The sequence below is a fragment of the Sphingobium sp. B11D3D genome (genome assembly GCF_025961755.1).
Classification (GTDB): domain Bacteria; phylum Pseudomonadota; class Alphaproteobacteria; order Sphingomonadales; family Sphingomonadaceae; genus Sphingobium.
In genome coordinates this window covers 1895665-1906965 of sequence record NZ_JAOQOG010000001.1, presented here as the reverse complement: position 1 = coordinate 1906965, position 11301 = coordinate 1895665, and the positions used below count along the sequence as shown (strand labels likewise).

At 65.6% G+C, this 11301-nt stretch carries 11 protein-coding genes, 1 tRNA gene and 1 other annotated feature; of the genes, 3 read left to right on the top strand and 9 right to left on the bottom strand.

Features of this window, described 5'->3' with window-relative positions:
• The first annotated feature begins 145 nt into the window (after positions 1–145).
• From M2334_RS08995 to glcF, 3 genes are read left to right on the top strand one after another with little or no spacing between them, the layout of a single operon-like run.
• Positions 146–1483, top strand: coding sequence for an FAD-linked oxidase C-terminal domain-containing protein (locus M2334_RS08995; protein WP_264605243.1), 1338 nt, complete (start codon positions 146–148; stop codon positions 1481–1483).
• Positions 1483–2646 carry an FAD-binding protein gene (locus M2334_RS08990; RefSeq protein ID WP_264605242.1) on the top strand — a complete coding sequence of 388 codons (1164 nt, stop codon included), beginning with the start codon at positions 1483–1485 and terminating at the stop codon, positions 2644–2646. The genes M2334_RS08995 and M2334_RS08990 overlap by 1 nt, the downstream gene beginning before the upstream one ends.
• A complete protein-coding gene (gene glcF, locus M2334_RS08985) occupies positions 2636–3907 on the top strand; it encodes a glycolate oxidase subunit GlcF (RefSeq protein ID WP_264587160.1) in 1272 nt (423 codons plus the stop codon). Before M2334_RS08990 ends, glcF begins: the two co-directional genes overlap by 11 nt.
• A 40-nt stretch (positions 3908–3947) precedes the next feature.
• Here the strand turns inward: glcF and M2334_RS08980 are convergent, their stop codons facing one another.
• The 9 genes from M2334_RS08980 to mreC form a co-directional block, all read right to left on the bottom strand.
• Positions 3948–5444 carry a SulP family inorganic anion transporter gene (locus M2334_RS08980; protein WP_264587161.1) on the bottom strand — a complete coding sequence of 499 codons (1497 nt, stop codon included), beginning with the start codon at positions 5442–5444 and terminating at the stop codon, positions 3948–3950.
• A gap of 59 nt (positions 5445–5503) precedes the next feature.
• Positions 5504–5559: a sequence feature (sul1 is cis-regulatory element that is thought to sense ions involved in sulfur or methionine metabolism; They are found in Alphaproteobacteria), on the bottom strand.
• Between the two features lie 121 nt (positions 5560–5680).
• Positions 5681–6430 (bottom strand): arsenical resistance protein ArsH, encoded by a 750-nt coding sequence (arsH, locus tag M2334_RS08975; protein WP_319801010.1) that lies wholly within the window; start codon positions 6428–6430, stop codon positions 5681–5683.
• Entirely contained in the window at positions 6427–6672 is a 246-nt protein-coding gene (locus M2334_RS08970; RefSeq protein WP_413714739.1) for a hypothetical protein, read from the bottom strand. Before M2334_RS08970 ends, arsH begins: the two co-directional genes overlap by 4 nt.
• On the bottom strand, positions 6672–7097 hold the full coding sequence (gene arsC / locus M2334_RS08965) for an arsenate reductase (glutaredoxin) (protein ID WP_264605241.1): 426 nt from the start codon (positions 7095–7097) through the stop codon (positions 6672–6674). The genes M2334_RS08970 and arsC overlap by 1 nt, the downstream gene beginning before the upstream one ends.
• Positions 7098–7108: 11 nt before the next feature.
• The gene (locus M2334_RS08960; RefSeq protein ID WP_264594529.1) at positions 7109–7438 is read right to left on the bottom strand and encodes an ArsR/SmtB family transcription factor; all 330 of its coding nucleotides are present in this window, start codon (positions 7436–7438) and stop codon (positions 7109–7111) included.
• A gap of 159 nt (positions 7439–7597) precedes the next feature.
• A tRNA-Lys gene (locus tag M2334_RS08955) sits at positions 7598–7673 on the bottom strand.
• Positions 7674–7809: 136 nt separating this feature from the next.
• Positions 7810–9900: a penicillin-binding protein 2 gene (mrdA, locus tag M2334_RS08950; RefSeq protein ID WP_264594528.1), complete on the bottom strand. Its 2091-nt coding sequence runs from the start codon at positions 9898–9900 to the stop codon at positions 7810–7812.
• The gene (locus tag M2334_RS08945) at positions 9885–10400 is read right to left on the bottom strand and encodes a rod shape-determining protein MreD (RefSeq protein WP_264572764.1); all 516 of its coding nucleotides are present in this window, start codon (positions 10398–10400) and stop codon (positions 9885–9887) included. Before M2334_RS08945 ends, mrdA begins: the two co-directional genes overlap by 16 nt.
• Positions 10397–11287 carry a rod shape-determining protein MreC gene (gene mreC / locus M2334_RS08940; protein ID WP_181559592.1) on the bottom strand — a complete coding sequence of 297 codons (891 nt, stop codon included), beginning with the start codon at positions 11285–11287 and terminating at the stop codon, positions 10397–10399. Before mreC ends, M2334_RS08945 begins: the two co-directional genes overlap by 4 nt.
• Positions 11288–11301 lie beyond the last annotated feature (14 nt).

Here is an 11301-nt window from a genome sequence, read left to right as displayed (position 1 = left end):
ATGCCTGCCCCGGACCCACACATTCTGGGTCGTCGCGCGGATATCGTGCGGGCGATGCAGGCGATCGTGCCCGGGGGAGGGCGTCGTCTCCCATCCCGATGGCCTGCGCCCGTTCGAGACCGATGCGCTCACCGCCTATCGGCAGATGCCGCTGGCCGCTGTGCTGCCTGAGACGGTCGCGCAAGTCTCGCAGGTGCTGGCCTGGTGCCACACCCATGATGTGAAAGTCGTCCCGCGTGGGGCAGGGACGTCGCTTTCGGGCGGCGCGCTGCCACTGGCCGATGGCATCCTGCTCGGCCTCTCCCGCATGAACCGCATCATCGAGATCGATTATGCCAACCGGGTCGCCGTCGTGCAGCCCGGCGTCACCAACCTCGCGATCACCAAGGCGGTAGAAGCGCAGGGCTTCTATTATGCGCCGGACCCCTCCAGCCAGATCGCCTGCTCCATCGGCGGCAATGTCGCCGAGAATAGCGGCGGCGTGCATTGCCTCAAATATGGGCTCACGACCAACAATGTGCTCGGCGTCGAGCTGGTGCTGATGACCGGCGAGATCATCCGCCTCGGCGGGCGCCATCTCGATGCGGCTGATCTGGATCTGCTGGGTGTGGTGACCGGATCGGAAGGGCTGCTAGGTGTCGTGACGGAAGTCACCGTGCGCATTCTCCCCAAGCCGCTGCAGGCACGAGCAATGCTGATCGGCTTCCCGAGCATCGAGACGGCGGGGCGCTGCGTGGTGGATGTGATCGGCGCCGGCATTATTCCGGCCGGCATGGAGATGATGGACCGCGCCGCCGTCGGCGCTGCCGAAGCCTTCGTGAAGGTCGGCTATCCGCTCGATGTCGAGGCCTTGCTGATCGTCGAGATCGATGGCGTCGATGCTGAATGCGATCATCTCGCGGCGGAGATCAGCGCCATTGCGACGGCGAATTGCGCCGTGAGCCTTCAGGTCTCGCAGGATGAGACGCAGCGCCTCGCCTTCTGGGCGGGGCGCAAGGCCGCTTTTCCCGCCGTGGGCCGCCTCGCGCCGGACTATTATTGCATGGACGGCACCATTCCCCGCCGCCACCTGCCGCATGTGCTGCGACGCATCTCCGAGCTGGCCGCAGCGCATGGCCTTGCCGTCGCCAATGTCTTTCATGCCGGCGATGGCAATCTCCATCCGTTGATCCTCTACGATGCCAACCAGCCCGGCGAGCTCGACCGCGCGGAAAAGCTCGGCAATGAGATCCTTCGCCTGTGCGTCGAGGTGGGCGGCGTGCTCACAGGCGAACATGGCGTCGGAATCGAGAAGCGTGATCTGATGCCGGAGATGTTCAGCGAGACCGATCTCGCGCATCAACAGCGGGTGAAATGCGCGTTCGATCCGGCCTTGCGCCTCAACCCCGGAAAGGTCTTCCCCACCTTGCATCGCTGCGCCGAGCTGGGCCGCATGCATGTGCACAAGGGGCAGGTGCCTTTCCCCGAGCTGCCGAGATTTTGATGACCACCAATATGGTCACGCCGACCGACATCGCTGAGCTCTGCGCGATCATTCGCGATGCGGGTCGCGACGGCATGCCTGCGGAACTGCGCGGCGGCGGGACAAAGGCGGATATCGGCCAGCCGGACCGGCAGGCGTTGATCGTGGATATGTCCGCTTTTGCAGGGATCATCGATTATGATCCCGCCGAACTTGTGCTCACGGTAGGGGCTGGCACCCGCTTGTCCGAGATCGAGCTACTTCTGGCGGAGCAGGGCCAGATGCTGGCGTTCGACCCGTTCGATTACGGCCCGGTCTTCGCGCGCTCATCCGGCGCCTCGACCATCGGGGGTATCATCGCGGCCGGCGTCTCAGGCTCGCGCCGCCTCTCGGCCGGGGCGGCGCGCGATCACATGCTGGGCTTCGAGGCCGTCTCGGGGCGGGGCGAGGCCTTTATCGGCGGCGGCAAGGTGATGAAGAACGTCACTGGCTACGACCTGCCCAAGCTGATGACTGGCAACTGGGGCAGGCTGGCCGCGCTCACCAGCCTCACTGTGAAGGTCATGCCCCGCCCGCAGACATGCGCGACGCTGCTGTTGCGCGGACTGGACGACGAAGCGGCCATCGCCGCAATGGCCCGCGCCATGGGCTCCCCGGCCGAGGTCGCCTGCGCCGCGCATCTGCCCGAAGCGGGGATCACGCTGCTGCGCGTCGAAGGCTTTGCGCCATCGGTGGCAGCGCGCAGCGACATGTTGCGGGCGCTGCTCGGGCAGGCGGATCTGCTCGCTGACGGTGCCGACGAGCCTTTGTGGGCAACGGTGAGGGGTGGAGGCGCCCTGCAGGGCGAGGCCGTGTTGTGGCGGATCAGCACCGCGCCGTCCCGTGGGCCGGAGGTCTTCCGGGCGCTCCAGCATCTGGGTGCGCGACGCTGCTATGACTGGGCGGGCGGCCTCGTCTGGCTGAGTTTGCCGCAAGATGCCGATCAGCACCGCGTGCGCCAGGTCATCGCGCAGACGGGCGGGCACGCGACGCTGATCCGCGCGCCAGCCGCGCTGCGCACCAGCATGTCGGCCCTCCATGTCGAAGAGCCCGGCGTCGCCGCACTCTCGGCGCGGGTGCGGGCGGCGTTTGATCCGCTGGGCATCCTGTCACCCGATCGCTTTGGAGCCGCCCATGCGCACTGATTTCACGGCCGAGCAACTGGCCGATCCGGCGATGGCAAGCAGTGAGCGCGCGATCCGCAAATGCGTCCATTGCGGCTTCTGCACCGCGACATGCCCGACCTATGTGCTGCTCGGCGATGAGCGGGATTCGCCGCGCGGGCGCATCTACATGATGCAGGATATGCTCCAGAACGAGCGCGTGCCCTCCGGCGAGACCGTGCGCCATATCGATCGCTGCCTGTCCTGCCTCTCCTGCATGACGACCTGCCCCTCGGGCGTGAACTACATGCACCTTGTCGATCATGCGCGCAGCTGGATCGCGACGCATTACAGGCGCCCCTGGCACGAGCGGCTGATGCGGCGGCTGCTGGGCGCGGTCTTGCCGCACCCGCGCCGCCTTGCCCTGGCCCTGCGCCTCGCACCGTTCGGTCGCCCCTTCGCACCGCTGCTGGCGCGCTGGCCCGTGACGCGCCCGCTGGCTGCCATGTTGCGACTGGCGCCGTCCGAACGCCCAACGGCTGCTGGGGTGCCGCCACCCGCCATCGGCAATCTGGGCCGCGTCATTCTCCTGCAAGGCTGTGCAGAGCCGGTCCTGAAGCCCAACATCCGCGCTGCCACGCACCGACTGCTATCGCGCGCCGGCTATGATGTCCTGTTCGCCAAAGGCGAGGTTTGCTGCGGCGCGCTGGTCCGGCACATGGGGCAGGACGCCGAGAGCCTGAACGCCGCGCGTCGGAATGTCGATGCCTGGACTCCTCATATGGACGCCGGCCTGAAAGCCATCATCATCACCGCCTCGGGCTGCGGCACGACGATCAAGGATTATGGCTTCATGCTGCGCGACGACCCGCTTTATGCGGAGAGGGCCGCCCGCCTATCGGCGCTGGCCTGCGATATCAGCGAGTTTCTCGCGAAAATCACGCTTCCGCGGGGACGTCCGCAGGGCATCCGCGTCGCCTATCAATCGGCCTGTTCGCTCCTGCACGGGCAGTCGGTCGACCATGAGCCGCGCGCGCTGCTGGAGCGTGCTGGTTATGAGGTCGCGACCCCCGCCGAGCCCCATTTGTGCTGCGGCTCTGCCGGCACCTACAATATCCTGCAGCCGGAAATCTCCGCACAACTGCGCGATCGCAAGGTCGCGAATCTGCGAGCCTTGCGGCCCGATGTCATCGCCACGGGCAATATCGGCTGCGCGATGCAGATCGGCAGCGCCACGAACATTCCCGTTCTGCACGTCGTTGAACTGCTGGATCGGGCGTGGGGCGGAGTGGACGCCCGCTAGAGTCCCAGACGCCCAAGCCCTTCATTCGCCGCAGCTTCGATCAGTGCGGCGCAAGCCCCATTTCTACGCCGGTTTTGTCGTGCAACGCGAAGCGGTCGACAATGTCGGCGCTGGCGCGGTTGTAGCCCACGACCTCGACCTCGCGTCCATCGCGGCGGAGTCGCGCGACGATCTTGTCGAGCGCCCCGACAGCCGAGATGTCCCAGAAATGCGCGCCGGTCACGTCGATGACGACGCGCGTCGCTGTGCCTTCCGATTGGAACGCGCGGGTGAAGCGGTCGACCGACGCGAAGAAAATCTCGCCAGTCACGCGGTAGATGGCCTGCGCGCCGTCCGCAGTTTCGTCACGCTCGACGGCGAACATGCGCTGGACCTTACCGGCGAAGAAGATGCCGGAGAGCAGCACGCCCGCCAGCACGCCAAGCGAGAGGTCATGCGTGGCGACGACCACGATGACCGTGGTCAGCATCACCACTGACGAGGTTGCAGGATGGCGGCGCAGATTGGGGATGGAGTTCCAGCTGAACGTACCAATCGAGACCATGATCATCACCGCGACCAGCGCCGGCATCGGCACCCGGCCTACGAACGGCCCGAGCACGGCCAGAAGGAAGAGGAGGAAGGCACCGGCGACGAAGGTCGAGAGGCGTCCACGGCCGCCCGACGTGACGTTGATCACCGACTGGCCGATCATCGCGCACCCGCCCATGCCGCCAAACAGCGCGGCGACGATGTTGGAGCCGCCCTGGCCGGCGCATTCGACCCGCTTGTTACTGTCCGTATCGGTCATGTCGTCGACGATCTGCGCGGTAAGCAGGGATTCCAGCAGGCCGACCGCAGCCATCGTCAGGGAATAGGGTAGGATGATCCGCAGGGTATCGAGGGTCAAGGGCACGTTGGGCAGCGCCAGGCTGGGCAGTCCCTCGGGCAGCTTGCCCATATCGCCTACCGTGTTGACCGGCAGGCCCATGCCGATGCTGATTGCGCTGAGCACGAGGATGGCGACGAGCGGCGAGGGGATGGCCTTCGTGATGCGCGGGAAGCCATAGATGATGACCAGGCCGCCGGCGACCATGGCATATGTCTGCCACCCGACATTGGTCAGCTGGGGCAACTGAGCCAGGAAGATGAGGACCGCCAGCGCGTTGACGAAGCCCGTGATGACCGAGCGGGACACGAACTGCATCACCAGATCGAGGCGCAGCAGACCCGCGATCATCTGGATAAGGCCCATCAGGATGGTGGCCGCGAAGAGATAGTCGACCCCATGCTCGCGGACGAGCGGCACGACGAGGACGGCGACAGCCGCCGTGGCCGCAGAGATCATGCCCGGGCGGCCGCCGATCAGGGCGATGGTCATGGCAATCGCGACGGACGCATAAAGGCCAACGCGCGGATCGACGCCGGCGATGATCGAAAAGCCGATCGCCTCCGGAATGAGGGCGAGAGCGACGACGACGCCCGCCAAGATGTCGCGACGGGCGGTCGGTCCGTCAGTGAACCACTGGCGGCGGTAAGATGTCAGATGAGAGGTCATGCGGATTCCACAACAAGGCACATGGCGCACATTGGGCGCGGGGGGAGTTGCATGTGTGATGTTGTCCGGCGGATCGGCGGCCGGAATAGCCACCCGGGGTTTCACCGGGTCCTTGCGATTGCCCGCCTGCTACACGGCAGAACGCGGTCGGGCAAGGGACTGTTGGGTATCAGCAAGAACCACCGCTTGGCATCGCCTTGGGGTCGGCCGCATAGTCCTGACCGCCCTATCGGCGCTCATCGCCCATCGGTCAGCGCCGCCGCCGCGCGGTCCGCGGAAGGATCCACGCTGACACCCCGCGCTTTCCGTTCGGAATAGCGGTCGACCAGTTGCGCCGCATGCGGCCGCATGAGCACGGTGATCCGCACCAGCTCCTCCATCACATCGACGATGCGGTCATAATAGCTGGAGGGCTTCATGCGGCCGGCCTCATCGAACTCCTTATAGGCCATGGCCACCGACGACTGGTTGGGGATGGTGAACATCCGCATCCAGCGGCCCAGCAGGCGGAGCGTGTTGACCGCGTTGAAGGACTGCGATCCGCCCGACACCTGCATGACCGCGAGCGTCCGGCCCTGTGTCGGGCGCAGGCCTTTCATCTCCAGCGGCAGATGATCGATCTGCGCTTTCATGATGCCGGTGATCTGCCCATGCCGCTCCGGGCTGCACCAGACCTGTCCCTCCGACCACAGCGACAGCGCGCGCAGCTCATGCACGGCCGGGTGATCGTCGCCGGGCACCTGATCGGGCAGCGGCAGGTCCGAGGGATCGAAGATGCGGGGCTCCGCGCCGAAGAACCGCAGCAGGCGCGCGGCTTCCTCGACCGCAAGGCGCGAGAAGGACCGCTCCCGGAGCGACCCGTAGAGCAGCAGGATGCGGGGCGGCGGCTGATCCTCGCCAATCCCGAGGGCGGGCCTGGGTATCGCATAGGAACGGTCGAGCGCCGGAAGATGATCAGGATCGGGCAGGATGCGCACACGGCTCACGAAACGAGGTTCCTTTCATACCAGGGCCGGCTGCGCTTCACGATTGCGACAACGGAGAGCATCACCCGCACTTCGACCAGCACGATCATCAGCCAGATCAGGGCGGCGACGATGAGGTTCACTTGCGCCACTTCGGCCGATGCGATCGCGGCGAAGACACCGGGCACGGCCTGCCCAAGCAGAATGCCGACGACGATGCACAGGGCCACCCAGAGCGAGAGATAGCGCTCGAACGTGCCCATCAGCTCACCCGCTGCCCGGCGGCATCGACGACCGGCTCGCCATCCTCCTTGGTGAAGGCGCCGCGCTGCGCATCGGGCAGGATATCGAGGACAAGCTCGGACGGGCGACAAAGCCGCACGCCCAGCGGCGTGACCACCAGCGGGCGATTGATGAGGATCGGGTGCGCCATCATGACATCAAGCAGCGCGTCATCGCTCAGGCTCTCATCATCCAGTCCGAGTTCGGCAAACGGCGTGCCCTTTTCCCGCAGCAGTGCGCGCGGCGTCAGCCCGGCCCGCGCGATCATCTGGGCGAGCAGCGCTCGCGTCGGCGGGCATTTCAGATATTCAATGACATGCGGCTCGACCCCGGAATTGCGGATGAGCGCCAGCGTGTTGCGCGAGGTTCCGCAATCGGGGTTATGATAGATGACGATGGTGGTCATGATCCCGTCCTTCAGCAGCAGGAGAGTTCGGCAAGCAGCGGCGCACACAAATCCGCGCGGCCCTGGCAGCAATCCTTGGCGAGGAAGAGCATCAGATCGCGTAAAGCTGCGATATTGGCGCGCTGGATTTGCTGGCGCCCCCGCTTTTCCGAGATCACCAGCCCTGCCTTCGCCATGACTGCCAGATGGGTCGAGAATGTGCTCTGCGTCAGCCCGCTCGCCGCGACAAGCTGACCCGTCGAAAGGCCCTCCGGCTCATGCCGCACGAGCAACTGGAAGGTCGTCAGCCGGATCGGGTGGGAGAGGGCCGCCAGAATGCCGAGGGCGTTATCGGTGTTCATCCATCGGAAATATCCGATAGGACGGGCGCGCGTCAATATCGAACGGGAAAACCCGATGCTACTTTCCAGATGACGAACGGCGGCTGCCGCTGGACGCCTGGAACCTAAAGCGGAAGCAATGTCTCGCTTCGCTCTAGAGATTGAAATTTAGGAGAAAAGTGGTGGACGCACTTGGGCTCGAACCAAGGACCCGCTGATTAAGAGTCAGCTGCTCTACCAACTGAGCTATGCGTCCACTTCGGCGGCTCGTTGATCGTTTGATCAACATCCCGTCGGGAGGTGGGCCGTTAACATGGTGTTTTCAGGATGCCAACAAAAAATCCGAGGCGCGGCGAAAAAAGATGCTGCTTTGCGAGAAAACCGCGTGCGGTTCAGTCGGTGTCGCGGGTGCCGGGGCCGACGGGGGCATCGATGTCACCATCCTCGCTTGTATTGGCGCCGTCTTCGCTCCCGGTCTGCGCCGGGGTGGCGGGAGTCGGGGCGGCCGGGGAGGCCGCATTGCCGGGCTCGGGCATGAGGGGCGCAGACTCAAGGCCGCGCGCAATGCGGAAGGCGTTGAGCTGGCGTTCCATGCGCATCTGCGGCGTGCCGCCCCAGGTCGCTTCGAAGCGCTGCAGCTTCTCCATCGCCTTGGCGGGATCGTAGAGATAGGTGATGCAATCGCCCGAGATCATCGGCGCGTCCTGCACCCGGTCCATGTGCCCGCCATGTTCGATGATCGTGGCGATGGCGTAGCGCGGATTGTCATGCGGCGCGAAGCCCTGGAACAGGGCGTGATCGCGCAGGCGGAAGGGCTGGCTTGCCGCGCGCTGGCCGCGGGTGCTGATCGCCCCGACCTGCGCCGTGCCGGTCTTGGCGGCGAGCATCACGCCGGGAACGTCCAGCCGCGCTGCACGGCCGGTGCCGCCGCCGTTGACCACATCCTTCATGGCATTGCGGATGACCGTAAGATGCTCGAGCGACACGCCCAGCGGCTCGCCCTGATGGCGCTTGCCATCGACGATGAAGTGCGGATCGAGATCGAGCCCGGTGGCGAGGCGCGCGGCCATCACGCACATCTGTGTCGGGTTCACCAGCATATAGCCCTGGCCGATGGTCGCGTTGACCGTGTCATAGGTCTGCCAGGGCTGGTTGTATTTCTTCATCTTCCAGGCCGGGTCCGGCACGGTGCCATAGCTCTGGTTGGGGAAGGGCAGGTCGAAGCGCTGGCCGAGGCCCAGCCGCCGCGCCATCATGGCGATGGCGTCCATGCCGATCTTCTGGGCGAAGTAATAGAAATAGATGTTGCAGCTCTGCTCGATGGCGCGGTGCATGTTCGTCGTGCCATGGCCCCGGCGCGCATGGCAGTGGAACAGGCGATTGCCCACCCGCAGCGCCCCGGTGCAGTTCACCGTCGCATCCGCTGGCAACCCGGCTTCGAGGAAGGAGAGGGCGATCATCGGCTTGACGGTCGATCCGGGCGGATACAGCCCGCCCAGCGTCTTGTTGCGCAGCGGCACATGGTCGTCTTGCGAGAGCATCTGCCATTCGTGATGCGAAATGCCCTCGGAGAAGCTGTTGGGGTCGAAGCTCGGCATCGAGGTCGAGCAGAGAATGTCCCCGGTGTGGCAATCCATGATCACCACGGCGCCGCTTTGCGTGCCCAGCCGCCGGCCGGCAAATTCCTGCAGGCCAGCATCGATGGTCAGCTTGATCGAGCGGCCCGGCGTATCGGGCCGGGTTTCGAGGTCGCGCACCATCGCCCCGCGCGCCGTCACTTCCACGCGGCGGGCACCGGGCTTGCCGGTGAGAACGGAATTGAGCGACTTCTCCAGACCCTGCTTGCCGAGCTTGAAGCCTGGCGTGATCAGCAAGGGGTCGCGCGATGCGTTATATTCTTCGGCTGACGGCGTGCCGACATAACCGAGTAGATGGCCGACTGGCGGGCCAGCAGGATAGTAACGCGAAAAGCCTTGCGAGGGCACGACGCCGGGAAAATCGGGCAACCGCACCGAGAGCGCCGCATATTGCTCGTAGCTCAGGTCGTCGGCCACCTGAACGGGCTGATAGCCCGCCGCGCGGTCAAGATGCTCGTTTATGCGGTCCACATCATTGGGCGTCAGGGCCAGCAGCGTGGCCAACTCGCGCACCACCCGCTCCCGGTCGCGCAGGCGATCGGGAATGATGTCGACACGGAAATTGGTGCGGTTCGAGGCCAGCGCCTGCCCGCGCCGATCCAGAATCCAGCCGCGCCGTGGCGGGGTGATGGTCAGGTTGATGCGGTTGCTGTCGGAAAGGAGCTGGTACTTCTCATTCTCTGCAATGGCGATCCACCCCATGCGCCCCACCAGCAGGCCGCCCACCGCCAGTTGCGCCCCACCGAGCACGAAGGTGCGGCGGTTGAAGCTGTAGGCCTGGCTGGCGGGGGTGACGACTTTGTTGGGGAACAGGATCTTGCGGAAGGAAATCACGGAAGCCGCCATTTGTCCAACGCGGCACAGATGCGCACGATGAAGGGGAACAAGGCGACACTATAGAGGAACTGCGGGAGGATTTGAATGATTTCCCCGCCATGGCCGGAGAGATGTACGGCAAGCCAGCCACCGGCCAGCGCAAAGCCGATTGCCAGCGAGCCGAGTAGCCAGCCATGCCAGTAATCGCGCCACAGGTTCCGCTGCCCCTCAAAGTCGAAAGCGAGCAGCAGGATCGTCCACAGAAATACGGCGCTGCCGACCGGCTGCCCGTTCATAAGATCATCGGCCAGCCCCAGCGGCACGCCGATCCACAGCGGCCAGATGTCCGGACGCAGCACCCGCCAGGCGATCAGCATCATCAGGCCGAACGGCGGGAGCAGGGGGGTCTGCGCGATGACCGGCATGAGCGGCGCCAGCATCGATCCCAGAATGACGGACGCGACCGGCACGCCGCGCAGGTGCAGCCAGGTCCGCTTGCGGCCGATCCGGTTGCTGTAGCGGCTGTTCATGGCGCGGCGGGCGGCTGCGCGGCATTGCCGGCACGCTCGGCTTCTTCCGGCCGGAACGGAGCCTGCACGACCACCAGCTCAACGCGCGAGGGATTGGCGAGCGGAATGGCGATGGCCTTCTCGCCTTCGCGCCGCGCGACGATCGCCACGGGGATATTAGAGCGATACAGGCCGCCAATGCCGGACGTGACCAGCACATCACCGGGCTTGAAGGGATTGCGCTCGGCATTGAGGGCGCGGATCTCGACCGTGCCGTCGCCCCGGCCGGAGCTAATGCCCGGAATATTGTCGCTCGTGCGTCGTACCGGCACGATATTGCCTTCATCGATGAGCAGTAGGACGTCGGCGGTGTTCGGCCCGGCACGCAGCACGCGGCCAACCAGGCCCTCCGGCGCGCGCACCGGCATGCCCGCGCTCACGCCCTCGCTGCGGCCCATGTCGAGGCGCGCCAGGCGGGCGGCGCTCGCCGGTGTAGAGGAAATCAGATGGCCGGCAGCAACGACGCCCTGATCGGTTTCGGTCAGCTTGAGCAGGTCGCGCAGGCGGATATTCTCCTGGCGGATCGCTTCGGCCTCGATGAGGCGCGTGCGGTTCGCTTCCACCTGCCGGCGCAGGGCGGCGTTCTGCGAGCCTGCGTTGATATAGGCGGCAAACTCTTCCTCGATATTGCCGACGCCGACGACGACCGAGCGCAGATTGCTGGAGATGGGGCGCGTGACTTCCGCCGCCGCCGACCGCAGGCCAGCAAAGCCAGCGGGATCGGCAATGGAGACGATCAGCATCAGCAGGCCAGTGACCGCGCCGAGCAGCGCGATCACATAGCTGGCGAACAGTCCATATTGCGCTTTCCGGTTGAAGCCGGGGCGCCTGTTGCCGGGTGGCGCCATGCGAACAACCTCGG

What these genes read in the sequence shown, in the direction of transcription:
- M2334_RS08960 (WP_264594529.1), bottom strand. Translation starts at nt 7,438, where the DNA reads ATGAACACCGATAACGCCCTCGGCATTCTGGCGGCCCTCTCCCACCCG.
- mrdA (WP_264594528.1), bottom strand. Translation starts at nt 9,900, where the DNA reads ATGGCGGCTTCCGTGATTTCCTTCCGCAAGATCCTGTTCCCCAACAAA.
- M2334_RS08995 (WP_264605243.1), top strand. Translation starts at nt 146, where the DNA reads ATGCCGCTGGCCGCTGTGCTGCCTGAGACGGTCGCGCAAGTCTCGCAG.
- M2334_RS08980 (WP_264587161.1), bottom strand. Translation starts at nt 5,444, where the DNA reads ATGACCTCTCATCTGACATCTTACCGCCGCCAGTGGTTCACTGACGGA.
- glcF (WP_264587160.1), top strand. Translation starts at nt 2,636, where the DNA reads ATGCGCACTGATTTCACGGCCGAGCAACTGGCCGATCCGGCGATGGCA.
- M2334_RS08990 (WP_264605242.1), top strand. Translation starts at nt 1,483, where the DNA reads ATGACCACCAATATGGTCACGCCGACCGACATCGCTGAGCTCTGCGCG.
- M2334_RS08970 (WP_413714739.1), bottom strand. Translation starts at nt 6,672, where the DNA reads ATGGGCACGTTCGAGCGCTATCTCTCGCTCTGGGTGGCCCTGTGCATC.
- M2334_RS08945 (WP_264572764.1), bottom strand. Translation starts at nt 10,400, where the DNA reads ATGAACAGCCGCTACAGCAACCGGATCGGCCGCAAGCGGACCTGGCTG.
- mreC (WP_181559592.1), bottom strand. Translation starts at nt 11,287, where the DNA reads ATGGCGCCACCCGGCAACAGGCGCCCCGGCTTCAACCGGAAAGCGCAA.
- arsC (WP_264605241.1), bottom strand. Translation starts at nt 7,097, where the DNA reads ATGACCACCATCGTCATCTATCATAACCCCGATTGCGGAACCTCGCGC.